Genomic DNA, 19,021 nt, shown 5'->3' with positions numbered 1-19,021 from the left:
ATAGCATGCCAAAAAACCTCCCCATTTTTCTTCTGCTGGCTTTTGGTTGGCTCATCTACTACTATTTCCAGCGGGCTGATGAAGTGCACGCCAAGGGCAAGTACACCATCGGGTATGTCGATGGAGCCCACTGGGCCGTGAAGAGCGGCAAGCAGATTGACTATTCGTTTTCCGTGGCCGGTCGTGCTTACTCTGGTGGAGAGGACGAACTGCCCCAGATGCAGCGGGAAAATGCGCGCTACCTCATTAAATACGACAGCACCAGCCCTGATTGGCACGCAGTGTACTTCACCGTTCCGATTCCGGACCACATCAAAGAGGCCCCGGCTAATGGGTGGCCGGAGCCGCCGTTTCCGGTGCCCGACAAGGTTCTGCAGCGGTAACAAGGGCTCGTAGTTAGGGGCGGTGACCCCTAGCTCATGTCCCAATGGTAGCCAAACCAGTGCGGCTGACGGTTAGAAGCGGCAGCTATTTCCGGTTTCCCGGCAGGCGCCGAATTAAGGCCGGTAAAAAGAAGTTGTAGCAGAGTAAGAGAAAGGGAATCGGACTTAGCAACGCCGCCATAATTGGTGCAGTATGGTCAGGGCTTCGAGCACCAGTTCCCGTTCCGCTTCCCAACTCCAATGAATATGGGCGGAGGGCGTCAGCAATTCCAGCAGCTCATCGGCCCGGTAAGGAACTTGCGGTTCCTGGCGCAAATGCGTTAGCACAAAGGTCCGGGCTTGCTCTAGTGGCCCCTGACTGCCTTCCTCGCCCCGGGTCGTGACTTTTTCCAGGGCCTGGCCCAGGAGTTGAAGCTGTGAAATAAGGGTAGCAGTAGCCATACAGAAACACGTCAATGCGCGTTTCAAAGCTAGGGGTTTAATTCTGGGCAAAAAGCCTCGTAACCTGCGGGCGAGCCGCAACCCTGTTTACCGGCTCGCCCCGGTTTTCATAGCTGCCATCATTTCCCGATGGCGCCGCTCGTTCAGGTCATTGTTGCGGGAGGCTACGCCCCAGATAGCCGCCGGTAGCCAGCCAATGAGCGTGATTTGCAGGATAAAACAGATGATGCCCTTGAGTAAGTGGCCGTTTAAAATCATAGATAGGCCCGGAAGCAGGATGGCGAGGAGCATGGCAGCAGTAGAGTAAGCAACAAAAAAACAGAGAAGTAAGCCAAACAGTAGTTAGCGGGTCAGGGCCCAGTTGCTGTCTTTGGTTGTAGTGCCCAGGGCTAGCTTGGCGGCCGCAATCTGCAGGATGCAGTAGTAGGACGAGGGCTCCGCATCGTCGTCTACAGCAAAAACCTCCTCATAGGCCACGCACAGGCCCTCTTCGAAGGTAAGCTCCTCGTGGGCCAGGGGCTGGTCGATGCCGTTGAAGAGGATGGCCCCGCTCATCTTTTTCTCGGGGTCGGCGGCCCAGGCAAGCAGGGCGTCGCTATCGGGCACCACGAGGCTGAGCGAGATAAGCCCGCTGCGCACCTTGGCCGACGCCCGGCCCCGGGTGTCGGCGTGCTGGGTGAATTCGTAGCTGCAGTTTTCGATAGGAAACACGTTGCCCTCCAGCAGCAGGGAGCTTTGGAAAGAAGCCATAGCAAAAGCGGGTTGAAAAGATGGAACGCCGGCCTACATGGGCCATTTATTGTCTATTTCAACCGAGCCTATCTTCAGCCGGTTAGCCGATAAGGACAAGCTCATAGTCATGTTCTGCGACGATTTGGCGGCGCTGAACTCCTTGCGCAGTCCCACGCAGAAAGTGTCCTCGAAGGTGATGGTCTTGCGCACGGCCCGCACATCGGAGTGAAAAATGCTGATCGAACCGCTCATCTTCTTGGTGTCGTCCAGGGCCCAGTGATGAATCAGGTCGTCGGGTTGCGAGTCGAGCTCCACTTGCAGCCGGCCCCCGTGTACCCGGGCTTCGGGCCGGCCCACGGCATCAGTAGACTGCCCAATGGACCAGCCAAAACGACGAATGGCGTAGGTGCGGCCTTCCAGGTTTAATTCAGCGCTAAAGGACATAGGAGGAAAGAATTTGGCGGCTGCCGGAGCTACCGCCGGGTAGAACATCAAGGATACGAGTGCAAACTATAAAACGGAGTGGCCGCCGGGCTAGAAGCCCTCGATACGGCTGGCCTGGCCGGGGCTCAGCTCGTGCTGGAGCACGGGGCTTTCGGGTGGCAGCTGGGTTTTCAGCCAGCCCCGAAACGCTCGTTGGGCTTCCAGGCGCACCCGGAATTTCTCGGTGCTGTTGGGGGCTGCCGCAATCTGGGCTTTCCACTTCCGGCCTTCCGGGGTTTGCAGCCACTGTTGCCGGTAGCTCTCCACGGCGGTGCTTTGCTGGCCGTTGGCCACGGCCGGGTTGGGCACCGGAAACTGCACGCCCCGCTCTTCCAGCATTCGGCGCACCCGTTGCTGCCAGATATAGGCTTCGCTTTGCGGGTCGCCTAGCTGGTGGTCCTGCACGATAAAGGCCAGGGTGCCACCCGAGTGGGAGGCCTTGCGGAAGTCGGCGCCCCGCTCCAGCAGGTAGGCCACCTGCTCAAACTGGTTGAACGTCGCCAGGGCCAGCAGAGGCGTATTGCCCAGGCCGTCGGTGGCGTTGATGTCGGCACCGTGGTCGAGGAGCAGGCGCATGGTAGCGAAGCGCTGGGCGTCGATGGCGTGGAACAGGGCCGGCGCGTCGCCGGCCACGGCGTCGTGCATCTTGCTGTTGGGGTTGCCCTTGGCATCGAGCAGAATCTTGACCAGCTCGGGGTCGTCGCCGCCCGCTACCAGGGCCACGGGCTGCACCATTTCCTGGCCGTTGAGCATGGACACCTGGTTGGGGTCGGCGCCGAGGGCCAGCAGCTCGCGCACGCACTCTTTCTGGCGGTTGGCCAGGGCAAACAGCAGCAGCGTCATGCCCTGCGGACTACTGTACTTGAGGTTGATACGCTGGGTTGTAACCACCCGGCGCAAGGCGGCGGCATCCCCGCGGTAGATGGCCTGGGCGGCCGGCAGCTCGGGACCGGTGAAATACGTTTCGGGAGACTTGGTAGGCATCGGGGACGAAGCAGAAGACGAACGACGGGAAGATTGGGAGCAGGCCGAGGGCAGACCAGCCGAAAAGCAGAGCGCCAGCAGGGGCAGATAACGCAGTTTCCAGCCGGACATACCGTTAGGGCTGAGTCGTGAATTTGCGAATGGTAGCCGTATCGGCATCTTTTTCGGCCTCAATGGCGTTGACGACGGCTCCAATAGGATGGTAGCCGGCTTTGTCGAGCACATGGGGCGTGCCGATGGATTTGGGAATCAGGCCGCCCAGGTGGTTTTGCAGGCCGTTGAGCGGGTCGCGGTTGGAGTACACGTTGTCGATAATGCCTTGGTTGGCCCGCATCGCCTCCTTGGTAATGCCGAAGGGCTTCACCGAGTTGGGGTGCAGCCCAGCGGCATTAAAGGTGTAGCCCTTGGCGCCCGTAACGGTGCTGGCCGCGGCGGCCAAACCGCCGCCCAGGGAGTGGCCGGTCATGTCGAGGCCCGCATCCTGCACAATGTCGAGGCCCGCGCCGTACTGCTGCTTGAGAGTCTGGGCTACTTTGATGGCCTGCTGGTACTGCTTGGTCGGAATACCCAAGGCCTGGGTCAGGTCGGCTTTGATGTCGCCCCACTCGGTGGGGTTGGTGCCCCGGAAGGCCAGCACTTTGCGGTTGGGCTGCTCGAAGTTGCTGTCGTAGAGGGCGGCGGCAAACCCGGTTTTCTTATCGTCCCACACCTGCAGCGCTTCCCAGCCTTCGGGAACTTCCTCGGTGAAGGTGGGCAGCACTACCCCGCTGGGGTCGAGGGTCGAGGTAAACTGGTAGGCGTGCTGGCTGAGCTTGGCGCGTTCTACGGCCACATTGTTGAAGGCTAGCCGGTCAACGGCCTTCTGCAGGATGTTGCGGTCAGCCACGAGCGGGCTAGCCTCGGCCTCGGCCACCTCGGCGCTGGGGCCCGCGCCGAGCATAGAGCCCAGACGGGCCAAGGGCCCCCGGTTGCCTGGGGTAGCCGGGGCGGCTGCGGCCGGGGCCGCCGAGCTGATCAGCTCGTTCATATCCGCCAGCTTACCCCGGCCCGCTTGCAGCAGGCGCAGCCGTTTCTGGTAGCGCTCCACCTTCGATTCGACGACTTCCAGAGCCTTGGCCGCGAGGTTGGCGCTGGGTAGGGCCGGGGCCGCGGCAGCCAGCAAATTGCTCACCGCCGCCGGGGCACCCACCGAGCCGGTACCTAGCACAAACTCGGGCGCCGTGATGGTCAGGGCACAGCTATAGGAGCCGTTTTGCCCCTGCAGCACGTCGAAGCGCTCCTCGTAGCCAACGCACTCAGCATCGGCAAAATGTACTGACTCGTGGGGGCTAAGCTGACTGGTATCGAAGAAAATGAGGTGGCCGCCGAGCTTTTTGTGGGGGGTAGCGGCCCAGGCCAGCAGCGTGTCGTCATCCTGGGGCACATCGAGCAGCAGCAGCAGTGGCCCCTGGCGGACCCGGGCCGAAACCCGGCCTTTTTCCTGGACTTGCTGGCGAAATTCGACGCTGCACCAGCTTACCGGGTAAACCTGCCCTTCGATATACAGCTCAGCATGAAATGATGCCATAACAATGCGTTCTGAAAAAGTGATACCCTTGCCCCAAATGCGGGGGCTCCTAATCGTACTGCTATTATAACGGGGGTAATATACTTGTAAAATTTTAGGTGCTTCCGATAGTGCCCGGTTTAGAAATGCGTAGGCGTGGTCGTTACGGCTCCCCGTTTGGCTGGCTATACGCACCTTTTAGCTATTAAGAACTGGCGCACACCGAGCGGTTGGCGCAAAAAAATAACCTGTTTGCGGGCGGCCACAAACAGGTTATGCTAATCCAGAACAGCGGGCAGTGAGTTGAAAAGGCGCTTATTCGAGCACAACCACCCGGCGCGAGAGCACCTGGGTGGCACCCGTCAGTTGCAGCAAATACACCCCGGCGGGTAATGAAGTTATTTGTAGCTCGGCCCGCGAGCCGCTGAGGGGCTGCTGGCGAACCAGCTGGCCCAGGGGCGTAAACAGCTGGGCCTGCTGGAGCTTGAATTGGGGCGGCACTTCCAGGTGCAGCAGGGTGCGGGCCGGGTTAGGGTACACCTGCCAGGTCAGGGCCTGGGTGGGCTTACGGCTGGGCAAAACCAGGTTATACCGGCTCTGGGCCGCATCGGCGGCCGTTTGCAAATCCTCCAGGGAAGAAGCCCCAAGCACGGCAAAGGCCACAACGACTGAGTCGCCGGGTGCTAGCCGGGGCAGGCCCGTGCCCACTACCTGCGACACGTCGGTGCCGGCGGTAGTGCCGGCCGAGCTGTGGCGGGCTTTAGTGCTGAGGGTAAGAAACTTTTCGGCGCTGCTGAACCCGTCGGCCAGCCGCACGGGCGAGCCGGCGGGGGCATTGTTATTAATAGAGTAGCAGGCTGCGGTGCCGCCCGTAAGCAGTTTTACCCCCGCGTACACCGTGGGCCTTTCCCGGTCGTGCACGTAGCCCAGGGCCCGGGTCGAATCCCAGGCGGCCGTGTTGCGGTTGGCATCGGGCAGCACGTCCCAGTCCATGAACAAGCCCGCGTACAATGGCTTGAGCGTATCAGGCGTCACGTTTTTGAGCTGGTATTCGACAATAGCGTAGTCCCGGTCGGCGGGGGCCGCCCACGCATAGCCGCGCTGGCGAATCCGGACGCCCACAGTGCCGGTACGCCGGGCACTGGGCAGCGAGTCCTGCAGCAGCCCGTTAGCTTCCTGGGTGGCGCGCAGCGGCTGGCGGCTCAGGGCAATCTGGCTTACGGAGTAGAAATCCTGGTTGACCTGGTTCCGCTCGTTACGCACCCTGTCCGACACCCGCTCGGGCGAAGTAGCCACCATCAGGCCGCCCTCGTAGAGCAGGGGGGCGCTGCCTTTGTAGGTCACGCTCTGGCCCAGGTCCGAGCCCAGCCCATCGTAGCCCAGGTTGCCGCGGCTGGTCAGCGTCAGGTGCAAGTCGCCGGCGTCGAGCACCACGTAGTCGGGGTTCAGCGTCACGGTCAGAAACTGGTCGGTTTGGTACCCGTTATCAGCCGTAAGCCGGTAGCGGAGTACGGCTTTGGTATTGATGGGCACGGCGCCGGCTACCACCAGCCGGAAAGGCGTGGCATCGTTGGTTGCGCGGGCCAACATCGGCAGGGAGCCGACGGTAAAAGCGCCCTGGCGCACCGTGAGGTAGGGCGAAAGCGAGGTCAGCGTCACGGTGAGGCCGGCCACGGGTTGCAGCAGATTCTGCAGTTCTACCACTACCTGAAACGTGTCGTTGGGCTGGTACGCCTGGCGGAAGGGTAGTAGCTGACTGCGCAGAATGCGGGCTTCGCGCCGGTCAGCCTGGCTGACGGCGTGATGTACGTTGAGGCGGCCGGTGCCCAGCTTGCCCCGCAGCGGAATGTTGCCGGGCAAGGCATATACGTCGTCGGCCGTCTGGCGCAGCTGGGCCGCTACCTGATCGGCCGACAGCTGCGGGAAGCGGGTGCGTACCAAGGCGGCGGCACCGGCTACCAGGGGGGCGGCAAACGAAGAGCCGTTCACCGGGTAATAGTCGCTGTCGTTGTTGCCCAGAATGGTCAGGACCTGCTCGCCCGGCGCGCCCAGCGACACGCGGCTGCTGTAGGTAGCCGGCCCCGATTTCTCGTCGTTGGGGGCCAGGGCCGCCACCGAAATGACGTGGTCGTAGCTGGCGGGGTAAAAGTCCAGCTCGGCGTTGGTATTGCCGGCCGCGGCCACAACTACCGCGTTGCGGTTGATGGCGGCGTAGGTAATCACGTCCTGCTCGAATTGGGAACGGCCCCCGAGGCTGCCCCACGAAGCATTGATAACCTGACAGCCGTGGTCGGCGGCGTACACAATGGCCTCGAAACCGGCGAAGCTGCCGGTAGCCGTGTTGGGGTAAATCTTCAGGGGCAAGTACTTGCATTTGAAACCTACCCCGGCCAAGCCTACGCCGTTGTCGGGCTGGGCTACGGCGCAGCCCGTCACCAGAATACCGTGCACGGGCTGAAAGACGGCCATGTTGATGGACGCGTCGTTGTCGTTATCGGCCACGTCCCAGCCCCGGAAGTTGTCGACGTAGCCGTCGTTGTCGTTGTCGAGGCCGTCGATGGGGTCGGCGTAGTTTTTCTTGAGCTGATTGCGCAAGTCCTCGTGGCTATAGCGCGTGCCCGTGTCGGTGATGCCAATGACGATGCTCGTGTCGCCCTTGGTCACGTCCCAGGCGCGGTAGGCCTGAATGTTTTTCAGATAGAACTGCCCGGCCGTGTTCGTCGAGTCGGCCAGCGGGTCGTTGGGCTGGTAGAGCGGGGCGCGGTAGTTCAGGGGCTCGGCGTATTCGAGCACGTCGGTTTGCAGCAGCCGGCGGCAGGCTTTGGCCAGGGATACGTCCTGACGGAGCGTAATCTGGTACACCAGCTGCAAGTCGACGGAGCCGGGTACTTCGGCACTGGCCGGCAGGGTGCGCGGAAATTTCTGGCGCAGGTCGGTGGCCCCCAGTTGCTCCAGAGCCTGCTCCAATTCGGCAATGGCAACGTGGCTGGCCGTGCCCTGGGCCTTGTATTCGGGCTTGAGCTTGAAAACCAGCGTACCGGGCAGCTGGCGGGTGCTGCCCTGCGCCCAGGCACTTACGGCGCTGCACAGAAAGCCAAAAAGAACTAGATAACGTAGCAGTTGGGGCATAGAGCGGAATTCGACGGTTCGTCGTTCGATACGTAAATTTAGCCCTGCCGGGGCGTACTTGTTGAGCTGCGCCCCGAGTTTTCGACCAACGCCTCCGAATTCCCCGCCAACTTTCGTTCGCCCTATTTCCCAAGCCGTTATGAGTTTGCCCACCCAGCGCCACCAAGACACCATCGATACTGCCATTCGGGCCCTGCACGGCCGCACGTTCTTTGCCGCATTTCCCGAAAATCCGTCCCCGGAAATCTACGGAGCCGATGCCGACCGCCTGGGCCGCGAAGCCTTTGCGCGCCAGCGGAACCAGCCCTTTACCGAACTCCTGCAAGCCGGCCCCGAGCAGTGGGTAGGGCAGGAGGAGTCGCCCTACGAGCAGCAGCCCCTGGGCGTGCGCTACCCGTTTTTTTCGCCCGAAACCCTGCTAACCCGCGCCCAGGCCAGCTTCGAGCCCTGGCGCAAACTCAAGCCCGCCCAACGGGCCGCCCTGCTCACCGAAGCCCTGGACGGCATCAAGGACCGGTTTTTTGAAATTGCCTACGCCACGATGCACACCACCGGGCAGGGCTTTATGATGGCCTTTCAAGCCAGCGGCCCCCACGCCGCCGACCGGGCCCTGGAGGCCATTGCGGCCGGCTACGAAGAGCAAACCCGCTTTCCGGAAGAAACCCGCTGGGAAAAGCCCATGGGCAAGTACAATCTGGCCCTGATGAAAACCTGGCGGGCCGTGCCCAAGGGCGTGAGTCTGGTTATTGGCTGCTCCACCTTTCCCACCTGGAACTCGGTGCCGGGCCTTTTTGCGTCTCTGGTAACGGGCAACCCCGTGCTGGTGAAGCCCCACCCGAAAGCCGTGCTGCCCATTGCCATCGTGGTGGCCGAAGTGCAAAAAGTGCTGGCCGCTTATGATCTGGACCCCAACATCTGCCAGCTAGCCGTGGATGCCGACGACCGGCTGATTGCCAAGGAGCTGGCCGAAAGCCCCGTGGTAAAGCTGATTGACTACACCGGGGGCTCGGAGTTTGGTACCTACCTGGAAAATCTGAAGGGCAAAACCGTGTTTACCGAGAAAACCGGCGTCAACTCCGTTATCCTCGATTCCTGTGACGACTTGGATAAGGTGGCCCAGAACCTGGCTTTCTCCGTGAGCCTGTATTCGGGGCAGATGTGCACGGCCCCGCAAAACTTCTTTATCCCGGCCGCGGGCGTGCGGGTAGGCCAGGAGCAGGTGCCCTACGAGGAAGTGGTGCAGAAGCTGGCAGCAGCCGTTACCAGCCTGGCGACCAACCCCAAGGCGGGCCCGCACGTGCTGGGCGCCATTCAGAGCCCGGCCACCTACGCCCGGGTGCAGCAGCTCACCCTGGATGGGGGCCGCAGCATTTTGCCCTACGGCCCGGTGCCTCACCCGGTGTACGAAAATGCCCGCACCTGCTCGCCGAGCATTCACGAGGTGGAGGCCGCGCGCATCGAGCAATACTGCCAGGAGCTGTTCGGGCCGATAATGCTGGTTATCAAAACTCAGGATACCCAGGAAAGCATCCGGCTGGCCGCCCAGCTGGCCCGGGAGTACGGGGCCATCAGCTGCGGGGCCTACACCACGGATGAGCAGGTGAAAGAGCAGATTATGGACGAAATGAGCCTGGCCGGTACGCCGGTGAGCTTCAACCTGACCGGCGGCATCTACGTGAACCAGAACGCAGGCTTCTCCGACTTCCACGTGACGGGCGGCAACCCCGCCGGTAATGCTTCCTTTACCAATCCGGAGTTTGTCATCAAGCGTTTCACCTGGGTCGGCTTCCGGGAGCCGCTGGAGGCGTAAATAGCTGGAAGCAACAAGGCCCGCCGAAAGTACTTCGGCGGGCCTTGTTGTGGGCAGTAGGTACGGTCGGGGCCGACTTACCGGCCGGGGTTCTTATCGAACTTGTAGTCCTTCGGCGCGGGCACCGTGCCCGACTTGTAGGGGTTGCGGGCATTCAAATCGACGCCGAAACCGGGGCTGCGGCGCTTCTTGAACTTCGACTTGTCGTTGTTGCGACGCGTGGTTTCACTGTAGGCCTTGTACTTCTTGGGGCCACCACCTTGGGTTACGGTATCCTGGGAGCAGGACGCGCCAAGTACTAGCAAGCTCAGCGCGAATATGTTTAGCAGTCTTTTCATGGGAGAGGCAAGTAAATAGCCCATTCGGCCGGGCTGGATTTTTGCTCTCTAGTATACTATTACCGGGAGGGAAAGGATGCGAAATCGAGGAGAACTTGCCGAGTCTGTCGGGCCGCAGTAACCACTTGAAGCAGCCCGGGTTACAAGCTTAACAACTCCCGGAAAAGCACGGACTGCTTACGCGAAACCTCTACTTCCGGCCCTTCCCGGAGCTTTATTTTCAGGGTGTTGCTAAACCAGGGCTCGATGTTCTCAATCCATTTCAGGTTGATAATCTGCTGGCGGTTGGCCCGGAAGAAAATTTTGGGGTCGAGGCGGGCCTCCAGGTGCTGCAGGGTCCGCGGAATCAGGGGGCGGTGCTGCTCGAAGTAGATTTGCGTGTAGCTGCCGTTGATTTCAAACAGCTTGATATCGGCTAGGCGCACAAACCAGCACCGCTCCCCGTCCTTCACAAACACCTGGTCTTGCATACTCAGCGGGGCCGGGGCCGGCTCCTCGGCTGCGGCCGGGGCCACCAGGGCCGGAGCCAAGTGCTGGGCCCGGGCTTTTTCCAGGGCCGTAGCCAGGCGGGCCTCGCTGATGGGCTTGAGCAAATAGTCCAGGGCATTGACTTCGAAGGCCCGCAGCGCGTACTCGTCGTAGGCGGTGGTGAAGATAACCTGCGGAGCCACGTCCAGGGATTCGAGCAGCTCGAAGCCGGTTTCGCCGGGCATGTGAATATCCAGGAAGAGCAGTTCGGGGCGCAGCTGCTCAATGTGCTGGCGGGCCTCGGCCGCGTGCCGGGCTTCGCCCACAATGGTTACCTCGGGAAACGCCTGCAGCAAGTGGCGCAGCTCGGTGCGGGCCAGGCGGGAATCATCAACCAGAAGAGCATTCATCGGAAACGGGAGTCGGGCAAAGAAACTAGGTGGGGCCGGGAGTGCCTACGCCGCCGCGGTGGCACCCCGGGAAAGCGCCGGCTGGGGTAGCGGCCCGGCGGGTAGGCGCAGCTCGGCCACGACGGTGTCGGCGGCGTTGTGCAGGCTGAGGTGGGCGGCGCTGCCAAACAGCAGCTGCAGCCGCTCCCGGGCGTTGCGCAGGCCCACGCCCTCGTGGCCGGGGCGGGGCTGGTAGTGGCCGGTGTTGTGCACCGTTACCCGCAGCTGGCCGCCGTCGAGGGTGGCCGTGAGGGAAATCTGCCCACCGTCGGGGCGGGGCGCAATACCGTGTTTAATAGCGTTTTCCACCAGCAGCTGCAGGGTCATGGGCGGAATGAGCACGCCCCGGGTCTCGGGGGCTATGCTTAGGCGATACTCCAGGCGCTCTTCCAGCTGCATGGCCTCCAGGGCCAGGTAGTGTTCCACGATTTCCACTTCCCGGGCCAGGGGCACTTTCTCGGTGCTGTTGAGCTGAATGGAGTAGCGCAGCAAATCCGAGAGGTGGGTTATCATGTCGCGGGCCCGGGCGGGGTTTTCCGTCACCAGGGCCCGGATGTTGTTGAGCCCATTGAACATGAAGTGCGGATTGATCTGGGCCTTGAGCATGCGCATCTCGGCCTCGTGCACGGCCGCGGCCAGCTTCCACTTGTCGACCTCGGCCCGCTTGTAGCTGTCGAGGTAATGCAGGCCGAAATAGAGCACGGCCCAGAGCCAGAACACGAAGTTGCCGTAGAGGGTGTAGAGCAGCAGCGCCGTCCAGCTGAACTGGGCGGGCGTGAAGATGTGCACTACAAACATCATAATCAGCGAAATCAGCACCTGCGTGCCCAGCGACAACAGAAAGTTGACGACCAGCAGGCGGGGTACCACGGCCAGCACCGGCAGCCGCAGCCAGCCCCCACGCCGAATAACAGTCCGCAGCAGGTGGCTGGCGCCGATGTTGATGGCCACGATGCACAGCTGGGCCAGGGCGTAATTCACCGTGAGCTGGCCCATCACCTTGAAAATGGTGATGCCCAGCAGTGCGTACAGCCCCCAGCAGGTGACTTGCAGCAGCCAGTACAGTCGACGACGGGTAAAAGGGCGCATACGCAGCGGGGACAACGAGAAGTGAGGGAGTTTTCGGAGCAGTCCTTAAGCGGCTACGGCTACCAGGGCCGGGTAGTGAGGGCGCTTTTTCTGGTAATCCAGGTAGAGCCAGCCGGCCAGCACCAGCAGGCTGGCCACGATAAAGCCGGGAATGTAATAGAGCTTGTCTACGGGCAGGCGGGTACCCAGCAGCAGGCAGCCCACGGCAATTACGCCGGCCATAACGGCGAAGGATTTCGTGTTGTAAAACCAGGCATAGGGAAAGAAGTGGGCCCCGGTAATAATGCCGTAGGTCATCACAAAATACTGGGGGTACTTGCTGTAAATGAAAATCAGAATCGGGAAGTAGAAGAGCTGGGCGAAGTTGAGCCACAGGCCCAGGGGCTGAATGGGGTTGTCCTTGATGGTCCAGGTAGTGCGAAAAACCTTGGAAAACAGCAGGGCCATCGGGAGCATCACCCCGCCCAGGCAGAAGGTAAACAGCCCGTTGCGGCCGGGGCTGTTGGGCAGCATCCAGATCAGGGTAATGGCCGACCAGATCAGGCTGGCTGCCACAATAAAGTCGAGGCCATTTTTGGCTTTCACCGATAGTTCCAGGCGCAGCGCGTCCAGGTTAAGTTGGGCAGACATCAGGGTGGGTACTTAAGAATAGTGGAACGTAAAAAGGAAAGCCAGATAGGGCGGCGTATTCTGTACCGGGCCTAAGCAAAGGCCTAAAATGCGCCGCCCCGGGCAATATTCCTACTTGCGGGCTACCGGGTGCTGCTTCAGGAAGGCATCCGTTTGGGCAAAAAACCACTGGCTATCGTCGTACATCAGGAAGTGGCGGCCGGCTTCCGACATTTCGATGCGGTGCTGAGGCAGCTTGGCAAACTGCTGGGCGAAAATGGCCCGGGTGCTTTCCTTGGTCGAGCCGTACGGCTTGTAGGCGGCCCAGGCCCCGAGTACCAGCGTGGGCTGCTGAATGCGGGCCACGTCCTGGCGCAGGTCGGTGGTCATCATGTCGTACATGGCCTGGGCCACGGTGGCGGGGTCGGAAGCCGCTCCCCAGCGGGCTACCTGCGTTACCCGGGCCGAGTCGGTTACCAGGCTGCTGACCATCTGGCGCTGGGCGGCCATCGGCATTTTGCCCTTGCTCATCTGCTGGCGCATGCCTTCGGCCATGGGCTTGGCCGCTTCGGCCGTCAGGTTCGGATTCTGAATGGCGGCCATAAAGGGCAGCGAATCGACAATGACCAGCGGCCCCACGGCTTCGGGCTGGGTGGCGCTCATCCAGAGGGCCATAAAACCACCCAGGCTGTGGCCCACCACAACGGGCTTGTCAAGCTTTTGCGTGTTGATGTAGGTCAGCAGCTGGTCGCGCACGCCCTGCAGGAAGGCGCTGGTAGTGGCCGCCGCGGGCTGGCCTCCGAAGCCGGCCAAGGACACGACGTGGCACTGGTACTGCTTTTGGTAGTGGGCCAGGGTTTCGTCCCACACGGCGCCGGGGCAGGTCAGGCCCGGAATCAGCAGCATGGGCCGGCCTTTGCCCACCACTTTCACCGTGAAGCTGGGGTGAGCCGGGGCGTTGTCGGCGGGGGGGGCCAGAAGAGCCGCCGGAGCGGGGGCGGCCAGGGCAGTCGTGAGCGGGGCAGCGGCCAGCAGCAGGGCGGCCAGGATGGGGCGGAGGGTAGCGGTCAGGTTCATCGGAGTAGCGGTTAGGTTAGGGCTGAATGATGGCTCAAACCTAGCGCAAGCCCGGCCCGCGGGAAACAAGTTTTGGGCGAACGGTAAATTCGGGCGCTGATCTGCTTTTAACCCGGCCGAATGGGAGCGCCCAAAACCAAGCGCGGCCCCGACTCACTCCGGAGTCGGGGCCGCGCAAAGCGAGAAAAGGCGGGGTTAGTTGCCCGTGGGCCGTTCCGAACCCGAGGCTTCGGGCGCGCAGGTGGCCGAGGCCACCTTGCCGTCGGCGTCGAACTGAATCCGGATGGGCTGGGTGTCGGTGGCGCTGCCAAACTGGTAGGACCAGGTTTTGCCCGTCGTGCCGGCCAGGTCTTCGCCAGTGGGGGCGCCCATAATGCCGCGGACCTGCTGCTCGGTCATGCCAGTTTTCACTTTCACGCAGTTTTCCGCGTTCTGAAAGCTTTCCTGAGCCGTGCAGGCGGGTAAGAGCAAAGTGGCAGCCAGGGCCAGCAGCGGGACAAAGATTCTCATAGCAACGGGTTAAATGATATTACGCAGGTCTTCGCGCAGCGTGTCGATGCCGCGGCGAATTTCGTCCCAGGTGCTGGAAGGCCGCTCCGTGGGCGCCTTGCCGGCCGGGCCCACCAGGTCGGCCAGCTTGGCGCGCTTTACTTCCAGGGCCGCAATGTGCTCGTGGTAGGTGTTTTCGGAGTTGACCGTAGTGGCGTGGGCGCGGTTGCGCAGGGTTTTAATCTTGGCATCCAGTTCCTCCAGAGCCTGGTGCAGCTCGGCTTCGCTCAGGTGCTGAGGCACGCGCATATTTTCGGGGTGCGGGGTGTACGACATGGTGATAAGGGGTAAACAGAGGCGTGAATAAAGCTCCGGGCAGTCGGTAGAAATAATGTACTGCTTTTCATCGGCAAAGGATACTGTCAATGTTACCAACACAAGGGCAACACAAGCATAACGAAGGCTTTACCGCGGAGCTTCTGGCAGTGGATAGCTTTGTATATCTGCTCGATAAGCTCCTCGCTATGCTCCGATTGCTACCCCTGCTTTTATGCATTTTGGTTTTCTCGACCCGCGCCACAGCCCAAAGCCAGCTCACGGCGGCCCTCACCGACACGGGCAGCAGCCAAGCCCCGGATGCGGCCGGCGCCAGCACGGCTACCCTGGTATACCACATGGCCGAAGAACTGCCCAGCTTCCCGGGCGGTGAGGCGGCTTTCACCAAGTTTCTGCGGGCCAAAATTCAATATCCCGCCGCCGCTCTCAACCGTGGTACTTCCGGCAAGGTCCACGTCAGCTTCGTCATCGATGAGCAGGGCCACATTCTCGACCCCAAAGTGGTAAAAGGCCTGGGCTTCGGCCTCGACGAGGAAGCCCTGCGGCTGGTGCGCATCATGCCCTGGTGGAACCCCGGCAAAATTGGCGGCAAGCCTGTGAAAGTCGCCTACACGCTGCCCATCGTCTTTCGGGCCCTGGAGTAAGGAGTGAGCTGGTGAACTAGTAAAATGGTGAGGTTTCGTTCAACGACCCGTGTCCTTGCGAGCAACGCGAAGCAATCCGTCCGCTGCGCAGGTCGTCCCGCTTTTACCCGGAAAGCCCTTTCCCGTATGCTACGAGAAAGGGCTTTCTACTATGAAACAAGCTTTGGTGGAACAGGTGAGGAAGTTTCTCCTCCGCGCTGCACTCAGGAGGGCAGCCCCAACAACTACGCCCCGAATGACTTGGGGACACCCAGCTCCCGGGCCAGGGGAGCCGCGCCCGATTGCCACAAACGCTGCAGCAACTCCTGAATGGCAGTGCTGAGCTCCACGTGGTAGTCGGCGTGGAGCTTTTCAGTTTGGCGCAGCGCGTCGTGGGTGCGCTTGGCCAGGTGCTGGAGCAGGGGCTGGGTGGGGCCGTGCAGCTTGGCTACGAGCTGGGGCTGGTGCTCAAAGATGCGGTTGAGCAGGCGCAGGGTCAGCTCGACTTCTCCGAAGGCATCCTCCGTAATCTTGGCGTGGTAGCCAATGCGGGCCTGGAGCTGGCGTACGATGACCAGCAAATCGTTGGGGGTTTGGTGGTAGCCGCGCACCGGGTCGTCAATTTGGGTGCGGAGCTGGGCGCGACGGTCCTCCAGCGCCTCGGGGCCTTCGAGCAGGCGGAAGGCCAGCTGCTCGGTCAGGACGGGGTCCTGGGCTACGAGGCGGGCCAGGAGCTGGTCTTTTTCCTTTTGGGGTAAGTTGAAGAGAGCTTTGCGCAGGTCGGGGGAAAGGGCGGGCATGCAGTACGGCTAGGTCAGACTACAAAACACGCAAAACCTACGCAGTGTGCCACCGCCGTGCTATTTTCCAGCAGTTTACGGCTATAATTCCCAGCAGGAATATGATTGGTAGCTGCCAATTCGGGGAGGTAACAGCTTCACTCCAGACTTGTTGCCAGCGCGTAAGCCAGTTTTGCATTTGGACCTCGAAGGAAGGTGGTGATGGGTAGTAGATTATTTTATCGATTATTTTCTCGTCGCAAAAGCAACAATTGGGTGGTTTCAAGTCCGAGCTATTAGGTGGCCGGTAGGCTTCGGTAAAAGCATATAAAGTAGTTGGCTCGTGGTGAAAGTCAACCAGATACTTGGGTGTAGCGGCCCTGGCCCATTCCAGCATTCGAACCATACTAGCGTAGGTAGACTGGTCTTCAAAACGGATGCGGATACCACGGGCGTGCAATGAATCCGGCAACATAGCTTCAAAAGCCTGCTGTGTCTGTTGCATAGTGGCAGCATCCTGCCCAGATGATCCAGTAAAGGTGAAATCCCGCCATGAGCGAAAACCTGCCAGTTGAGAGTAAAGAAATAAATTCTTCCCTGAAGAAGACTGGAGCAGCGAAAGGCCCCCTAAGGAAAGAATAGAGTCAGATACTGGCTTGGGCACCAACGTAAGCTGTATAAAATACCGTGGCTTTAACTGCCGGTGCCAAGGCCGCAACGCCAGACACCCTAGTAGCAACAGAAACCCCAGCGCCAGCAAGCCGGGCGGAAACAGCAGGGGCCGGCGGTAGCGGCGAGCAGGATAGAGCAGCATGGCGGGGCAGCAAGGTTAGACCGTAGAATAACGCCTTAAAGGGTCTGATATTAGGTAAAAAGAACGTCATGCTGAGCTTGTCGAAGCATCTCTACCGCCAAAGCAAACTGAATTACTATTGCGGTAAAGATGCTTCGACAAGCTCAGCATGACGGTTTAGCACTCAGCCAGTTTAGCCAGAGTATTTCACCTGGTTACACTGCGTTTTAGCCTTTCTTCGGCTTCTCCTTCTGCGCTTGGCTGCTGCTCTTGCCGCCACCGGCATACGCCACGCGGTAAATCACCCCGTTGGAGTCGTCGGAAATCAGCAACGAGCCGTCCGGGTGCTGGGCAATGCCGCAGACGCGCCCGAACTGCTCCTTGTTGTTGTTCACGAGCCAGCCGGTCACGAAATCCTCGATGCCGGTGGCCCGGCCCTGAGCGTCGTACTTCACGCGCACGATACGGTAGCCGGAGGGCTGGGCGCGGTTCCAGGAGCCGTGCATGGTCGCGAAGGCGTCGTTCTGGTATTCTTTCGGAAACTGCTGCCCGGTGTTGAAGACCATGCCCAGCGGGGCGGCGTGGGCGGCGTAGAGCTGCGCGGGCTTCACGGTTTTGGCCGCGTACTGCTCGGGCGTCATGTCGGCGGGCTGGGGGTGGGGCGGGATTTTGCCGTCGGCGTACACGTAGGGCCAGCCGTAGTCCGCGCCTTCCCTGATTTCGTTGAGCTCTTCGCGCTGGTCTTCGTCGCCGAGCCAGTCGATGCCGTGGTCGAAGCCCCAGAGGGCCTTGGTGGTGGGGTGCCAGCCGAAGCCGATGGTGTTGCGCAGGCCCTTGGCAAACACCTTGCGGCCCGAGCCGTCGGTATTCACCACCAGCAGGGTGGCCTGCTCCTTGTTCCGCTCGTCGCAGGCGTTGCAGGTGCTGCCCACCGAGAGGTAGAGCTTGCCGTCGGGCCCGAAGTTCAGGGTGCGGTTGGGGTGCTGGCCGGCGTCGGGTAGGTCTTTGTAGAGCGTTTTCAACTCGCCCAGCGTGCCGTCGGCCTTGATGTCGGCCACGAACAGCTCCCGGATGGCGCTGATATATAGCTTGCCGTTGCGCAGGGCCAGGCCGTGCAGGTCGGGGCGCCGGGCTACTTCCTTCAGCAGGTCCGCTTTGCCGTCCTGGTTCGTGTCGCGCAGCAGCTGCACGGTGCCCTTGGTGCGGTCCGACACGTACACGTCGCCGTTCGGGGCCACGGCCAGCATGCGCGGGTTGCCGGTTTTGTCGGCGAACTTGGTGACCGTAAAGCCGGCCGGGGCCTTAAGCTGGGCCACGTAGGCGTCGGTGGCGTCCACCTTGCCCGGCTTGAAGACGTTGACCGCAAAACCGTCTTTCACAGTCTTCTCATAGTCGTTTTGGGCCTGGGCCGAGGATACAGAAAGCAGAGCGGCTACCGTCAGGCAGCCGGGAAGCAGGAGTTTCATACCGGAATAGTTGAGCAAATACTGCTCAGCTGTACCGGCTCAACCGTAGCAAGGTTACATTGGCAGAGTAAGGTAGAGACGCAACCTTGCGTCTCAAGTGTTGAACGACTAACGTGTTGCACAACCGTCGCAGCAACGGCGCGGACGACGAGACGCAAGGTTGCGTCTCTACATCGTTCTGGCGCTACTTCGCCAGCGTCAAGTTGTAGCTCACGCCCAGGCGAAAACCGTGGTTGAACTCGAACACCGGCAAGCCCGACACCGGCTCGTCTTCCGCGTGCTGGGTTATCTGGTTGAGGTAGACGGCTTCGAGGCGGAAATTATCCTGCACCTGGTAGCCCAGGCCCCCGGCCAGCCGGTTCTGGTTGAAGACCTTGCTGGCGTACTTGCCGAAGCTCAGAAACACCTCGTCGAAGCCCGTCAGGTACCATTCGCCGGTTTCCAGGCGCGGGCCTTGCAGCGGCAACACCACCGAAAGCTGGTAGCGGATGCGGTTCTGGTACTCCCAGCTTTGCACGCGGCGGCCCCGGCCCTCGGCCAGCTGCCCCTGCCAGCGCTGCTCCAGCCGCAGGCGTTGCTCCAGGGTGGTGCGGCCCACCGTGTCGCTGAGCTGCACGTCCTGGTAGAGGCGGTGCTCGGGGAAAGGCACGCCGGTGTCGGCGGTGGGAAAGTCGCCGTAGGGGTGGGTTATCAGGTTGGTGTAGCCGCCCGCCACACTCAGGCGGGGCCGCAGCTGGTAGGCCGCGCCCAGGCGGGCCAGCTGCTGCTGGGGCCGGGTGATAAAGTGGGTGCGCCGCCACTGGTACTCGGTGTGCAGGGTCCAGCGGTTACTAAGCGGATGGTCGCCTTCGTAGACAAACCAGCCGATGCGGTTGTGGTCGGCTACGCGGGTGGCTTGGCCGCAGGCGGCAAACGAGCCGAGGCAAAAAAGAAAAGCCGCGCCGGGCTTGAGGAAAGGCATACCCCCTAGACGCAGCCCGACCGTGCGAGGTTATGC

At 61.4% G+C, this 19,021-nt stretch carries 21 protein-coding genes; 3 read left to right on the top strand and 18 right to left on the bottom strand.

Annotated features, from left to right (window positions below):
- Positions 1-5: 5 nt before the first annotated feature.
- Positions 6-383, top strand: coding sequence for a hypothetical protein (locus E5K02_RS08340; RefSeq protein WP_135393907.1), 378 nt, complete (start codon positions 6-8; stop codon positions 381-383).
- A 165-nt stretch (positions 384-548) separates the two neighbouring features.
- Here E5K02_RS08340 and E5K02_RS08335 read toward each other — a convergent pair whose 3' ends face one another.
- The 7 genes from E5K02_RS08335 to E5K02_RS08305 all read right to left on the bottom strand — a co-directional run bounded on the left by E5K02_RS08335 (position 549) and on the right by E5K02_RS08305 (position 7,698).
- On the bottom strand, positions 549-824 hold the full coding sequence (locus E5K02_RS08335) for a hypothetical protein (protein ID WP_135393905.1): 276 nt from the start codon (positions 822-824) through the stop codon (positions 549-551).
- 87 nt (positions 825-911) lie between these two features.
- A complete protein-coding gene (locus E5K02_RS08330; RefSeq protein WP_135393903.1) occupies positions 912-1,115 on the bottom strand; it encodes a YqaE/Pmp3 family membrane protein in 204 nt (67 codons plus the stop codon).
- A gap of 51 nt (positions 1,116-1,166) precedes the next feature.
- Entirely contained in the window at positions 1,167-1,574 is a 408-nt protein-coding gene (gene tssD / locus E5K02_RS08325) for a type VI secretion system tube protein TssD (protein ID WP_135393901.1), read from the bottom strand.
- Positions 1,575-1,607: 33 nt separating this feature from the next.
- The gene (tssD, locus tag E5K02_RS08320) at positions 1,608-2,000 is read right to left on the bottom strand and encodes a type VI secretion system tube protein TssD (protein ID WP_135393899.1); all 393 of its coding nucleotides are present in this window, start codon (positions 1,998-2,000) and stop codon (positions 1,608-1,610) included.
- 90 nt (positions 2,001-2,090) lie between these two features.
- On the bottom strand, positions 2,091-3,134 hold the full coding sequence (locus E5K02_RS08315; RefSeq protein ID WP_167856323.1) for an ankyrin repeat domain-containing protein: 1,044 nt from the start codon (positions 3,132-3,134) through the stop codon (positions 2,091-2,093).
- A gap of 4 nt (positions 3,135-3,138) precedes the next feature.
- A complete protein-coding gene (tssD, locus tag E5K02_RS08310; protein WP_135393895.1) occupies positions 3,139-4,590 on the bottom strand; it encodes a type VI secretion system tube protein TssD in 1,452 nt (483 codons plus the stop codon).
- Positions 4,591-4,884: 294 nt separating this feature from the next.
- The gene (locus E5K02_RS08305) at positions 4,885-7,698 is read right to left on the bottom strand and encodes a S8 family peptidase (protein WP_167856322.1); all 2,814 of its coding nucleotides are present in this window, start codon (positions 7,696-7,698) and stop codon (positions 4,885-4,887) included.
- 139 nt (positions 7,699-7,837) lie between these two features.
- On the opposite strand from E5K02_RS08305, the gene paaN reads away from it, so the two are divergent.
- The gene (gene paaN, locus E5K02_RS08300) at positions 7,838-9,508 is read left to right on the top strand and encodes a phenylacetic acid degradation protein PaaN (protein WP_135393891.1); all 1,671 of its coding nucleotides are present in this window, start codon (positions 7,838-7,840) and stop codon (positions 9,506-9,508) included.
- 77 nt (positions 9,509-9,585) lie between these two features.
- Here the strand turns inward: paaN and E5K02_RS08295 are convergent, their stop codons facing one another.
- The 7 genes from E5K02_RS08295 to E5K02_RS08265 all read right to left on the bottom strand — a co-directional run bounded on the left by E5K02_RS08295 (position 9,586) and on the right by E5K02_RS08265 (position 14,363).
- The gene (locus E5K02_RS08295) at positions 9,586-9,846 is read right to left on the bottom strand and encodes a hypothetical protein (protein ID WP_135393889.1); all 261 of its coding nucleotides are present in this window, start codon (positions 9,844-9,846) and stop codon (positions 9,586-9,588) included.
- 140 nt (positions 9,847-9,986) lie between these two features.
- Positions 9,987-10,724: a LytR/AlgR family response regulator transcription factor gene (locus tag E5K02_RS08290; RefSeq protein ID WP_135393887.1), complete on the bottom strand. Its 738-nt coding sequence runs from the start codon at positions 10,722-10,724 to the stop codon at positions 9,987-9,989.
- A 45-nt stretch (positions 10,725-10,769) separates the two neighbouring features.
- Positions 10,770-11,852 (bottom strand): sensor histidine kinase, encoded by a 1,083-nt coding sequence (locus E5K02_RS08285; RefSeq protein WP_135393885.1) that lies wholly within the window; start codon positions 11,850-11,852, stop codon positions 10,770-10,772.
- A gap of 45 nt (positions 11,853-11,897) precedes the next feature.
- Positions 11,898-12,482 carry a DUF7010 family protein gene (locus tag E5K02_RS08280; protein WP_135393883.1) on the bottom strand — a complete coding sequence of 195 codons (585 nt, stop codon included), beginning with the start codon at positions 12,480-12,482 and terminating at the stop codon, positions 11,898-11,900.
- Between the two features lie 111 nt (positions 12,483-12,593).
- On the bottom strand, positions 12,594-13,538 hold the full coding sequence (locus E5K02_RS08275) for an alpha/beta fold hydrolase (protein ID WP_135393881.1): 945 nt from the start codon (positions 13,536-13,538) through the stop codon (positions 12,594-12,596).
- A 195-nt stretch (positions 13,539-13,733) separates the two neighbouring features.
- A complete protein-coding gene (gene bamE, locus E5K02_RS08270) occupies positions 13,734-14,048 on the bottom strand; it encodes an outer membrane protein assembly factor BamE domain-containing protein (RefSeq protein WP_135393879.1) in 315 nt (104 codons plus the stop codon).
- A 9-nt stretch (positions 14,049-14,057) separates the two neighbouring features.
- Complete coding sequence (locus E5K02_RS08265) at positions 14,058-14,363, bottom strand: hypothetical protein (protein WP_135393877.1); 306 nt, start codon at positions 14,361-14,363, stop codon at positions 14,058-14,060.
- 188 nt (positions 14,364-14,551) lie between these two features.
- On the opposite strand from E5K02_RS08265, the gene E5K02_RS08260 reads away from it, so the two are divergent.
- Positions 14,552-15,007 carry an energy transducer TonB gene (locus E5K02_RS08260; protein ID WP_167856321.1) on the top strand — a complete coding sequence of 152 codons (456 nt, stop codon included), beginning with the start codon at positions 14,552-14,554 and terminating at the stop codon, positions 15,005-15,007.
- 224 nt (positions 15,008-15,231) lie between these two features.
- On the opposite strand, the gene E5K02_RS08255 is transcribed toward E5K02_RS08260, so the two are convergent.
- From E5K02_RS08255 to E5K02_RS08240, 4 genes are all read right to left on the bottom strand, one after another.
- On the bottom strand, positions 15,232-15,786 hold the full coding sequence (locus E5K02_RS08255; RefSeq protein WP_135393873.1) for a hypothetical protein: 555 nt from the start codon (positions 15,784-15,786) through the stop codon (positions 15,232-15,234).
- A gap of 37 nt (positions 15,787-15,823) precedes the next feature.
- The gene (locus tag E5K02_RS08250) at positions 15,824-16,579 is read right to left on the bottom strand and encodes a hypothetical protein (RefSeq protein ID WP_135393871.1); all 756 of its coding nucleotides are present in this window, start codon (positions 16,577-16,579) and stop codon (positions 15,824-15,826) included.
- Positions 16,580-16,785: 206 nt separating this feature from the next.
- The gene (locus E5K02_RS08245) at positions 16,786-18,024 is read right to left on the bottom strand and encodes a PQQ-dependent sugar dehydrogenase (RefSeq protein ID WP_135393869.1); all 1,239 of its coding nucleotides are present in this window, start codon (positions 18,022-18,024) and stop codon (positions 16,786-16,788) included.
- Between the two features lie 184 nt (positions 18,025-18,208).
- Positions 18,209-18,985 carry a DUF2490 domain-containing protein gene (locus tag E5K02_RS08240; RefSeq protein ID WP_135393867.1) on the bottom strand — a complete coding sequence of 259 codons (777 nt, stop codon included), beginning with the start codon at positions 18,983-18,985 and terminating at the stop codon, positions 18,209-18,211.
- Between the last annotated feature and the right edge of the window lie 36 nt (positions 18,986-19,021).

Origin of the sequence: Hymenobacter metallicola (assembly GCF_004745645.1) — a bacterium.
GTDB lineage: Bacteria > Bacteroidota > Bacteroidia > Cytophagales > Hymenobacteraceae > Hymenobacter > Hymenobacter metallicola.
The sequence above is the reverse complement of the archived record's forward strand: the minus strand, read 5'-3'. Positions and strand labels throughout refer to the sequence as shown.

What these genes read in the sequence shown, in the direction of transcription:
- E5K02_RS08340 (WP_135393907.1), top strand. Translation starts at nt 6, where the DNA reads ATGCCAAAAAACCTCCCCATTTTTCTTCTGCTGGCTTTTGGTTGGCTC.
- E5K02_RS08335 (WP_135393905.1), bottom strand. Translation starts at nt 824, where the DNA reads ATGGCTACTGCTACCCTTATTTCACAGCTTCAACTCCTGGGCCAGGCC.
- E5K02_RS08330 (WP_135393903.1), bottom strand. Translation starts at nt 1,115, where the DNA reads ATGCTCCTCGCCATCCTGCTTCCGGGCCTATCTATGATTTTAAACGGC.
- tssD (WP_135393901.1), bottom strand. Translation starts at nt 1,574, where the DNA reads ATGGCTTCTTTCCAAAGCTCCCTGCTGCTGGAGGGCAACGTGTTTCCT.
- tssD (WP_135393899.1), bottom strand. Translation starts at nt 2,000, where the DNA reads ATGTCCTTTAGCGCTGAATTAAACCTGGAAGGCCGCACCTACGCCATT.
- E5K02_RS08315 (WP_167856323.1), bottom strand. Translation starts at nt 3,134, where the DNA reads ATGTCCGGCTGGAAACTGCGTTATCTGCCCCTGCTGGCGCTCTGCTTT.
- tssD (WP_135393895.1), bottom strand. Translation starts at nt 4,590, where the DNA reads ATGGCATCATTTCATGCTGAGCTGTATATCGAAGGGCAGGTTTACCCG.
- E5K02_RS08305 (WP_167856322.1), bottom strand. Translation starts at nt 7,698, where the DNA reads ATGCCCCAACTGCTACGTTATCTAGTTCTTTTTGGCTTTCTGTGCAGC.
- paaN (WP_135393891.1), top strand. Translation starts at nt 7,838, where the DNA reads ATGAGTTTGCCCACCCAGCGCCACCAAGACACCATCGATACTGCCATT.
- E5K02_RS08295 (WP_135393889.1), bottom strand. Translation starts at nt 9,846, where the DNA reads ATGAAAAGACTGCTAAACATATTCGCGCTGAGCTTGCTAGTACTTGGC.
- E5K02_RS08290 (WP_135393887.1), bottom strand. Translation starts at nt 10,724, where the DNA reads ATGAATGCTCTTCTGGTTGATGATTCCCGCCTGGCCCGCACCGAGCTG.
- E5K02_RS08285 (WP_135393885.1), bottom strand. Translation starts at nt 11,852, where the DNA reads ATGCGCCCTTTTACCCGTCGTCGACTGTACTGGCTGCTGCAAGTCACC.
- E5K02_RS08280 (WP_135393883.1), bottom strand. Translation starts at nt 12,482, where the DNA reads ATGTCTGCCCAACTTAACCTGGACGCGCTGCGCCTGGAACTATCGGTG.
- E5K02_RS08275 (WP_135393881.1), bottom strand. Translation starts at nt 13,538, where the DNA reads ATGAACCTGACCGCTACCCTCCGCCCCATCCTGGCCGCCCTGCTGCTG.
- bamE (WP_135393879.1), bottom strand. Translation starts at nt 14,048, where the DNA reads ATGAGAATCTTTGTCCCGCTGCTGGCCCTGGCTGCCACTTTGCTCTTA.
- E5K02_RS08265 (WP_135393877.1), bottom strand. Translation starts at nt 14,363, where the DNA reads ATGTCGTACACCCCGCACCCCGAAAATATGCGCGTGCCTCAGCACCTG.
- E5K02_RS08260 (WP_167856321.1), top strand. Translation starts at nt 14,552, where the DNA reads ATGCTCCGATTGCTACCCCTGCTTTTATGCATTTTGGTTTTCTCGACC.
- E5K02_RS08255 (WP_135393873.1), bottom strand. Translation starts at nt 15,786, where the DNA reads ATGCCCGCCCTTTCCCCCGACCTGCGCAAAGCTCTCTTCAACTTACCC.
- E5K02_RS08250 (WP_135393871.1), bottom strand. Translation starts at nt 16,579, where the DNA reads ATGCTGCTCTATCCTGCTCGCCGCTACCGCCGGCCCCTGCTGTTTCCG.
- E5K02_RS08245 (WP_135393869.1), bottom strand. Translation starts at nt 18,024, where the DNA reads ATGAAACTCCTGCTTCCCGGCTGCCTGACGGTAGCCGCTCTGCTTTCT.
- E5K02_RS08240 (WP_135393867.1), bottom strand. Translation starts at nt 18,985, where the DNA reads ATGCCTTTCCTCAAGCCCGGCGCGGCTTTTCTTTTTTGCCTCGGCTCG.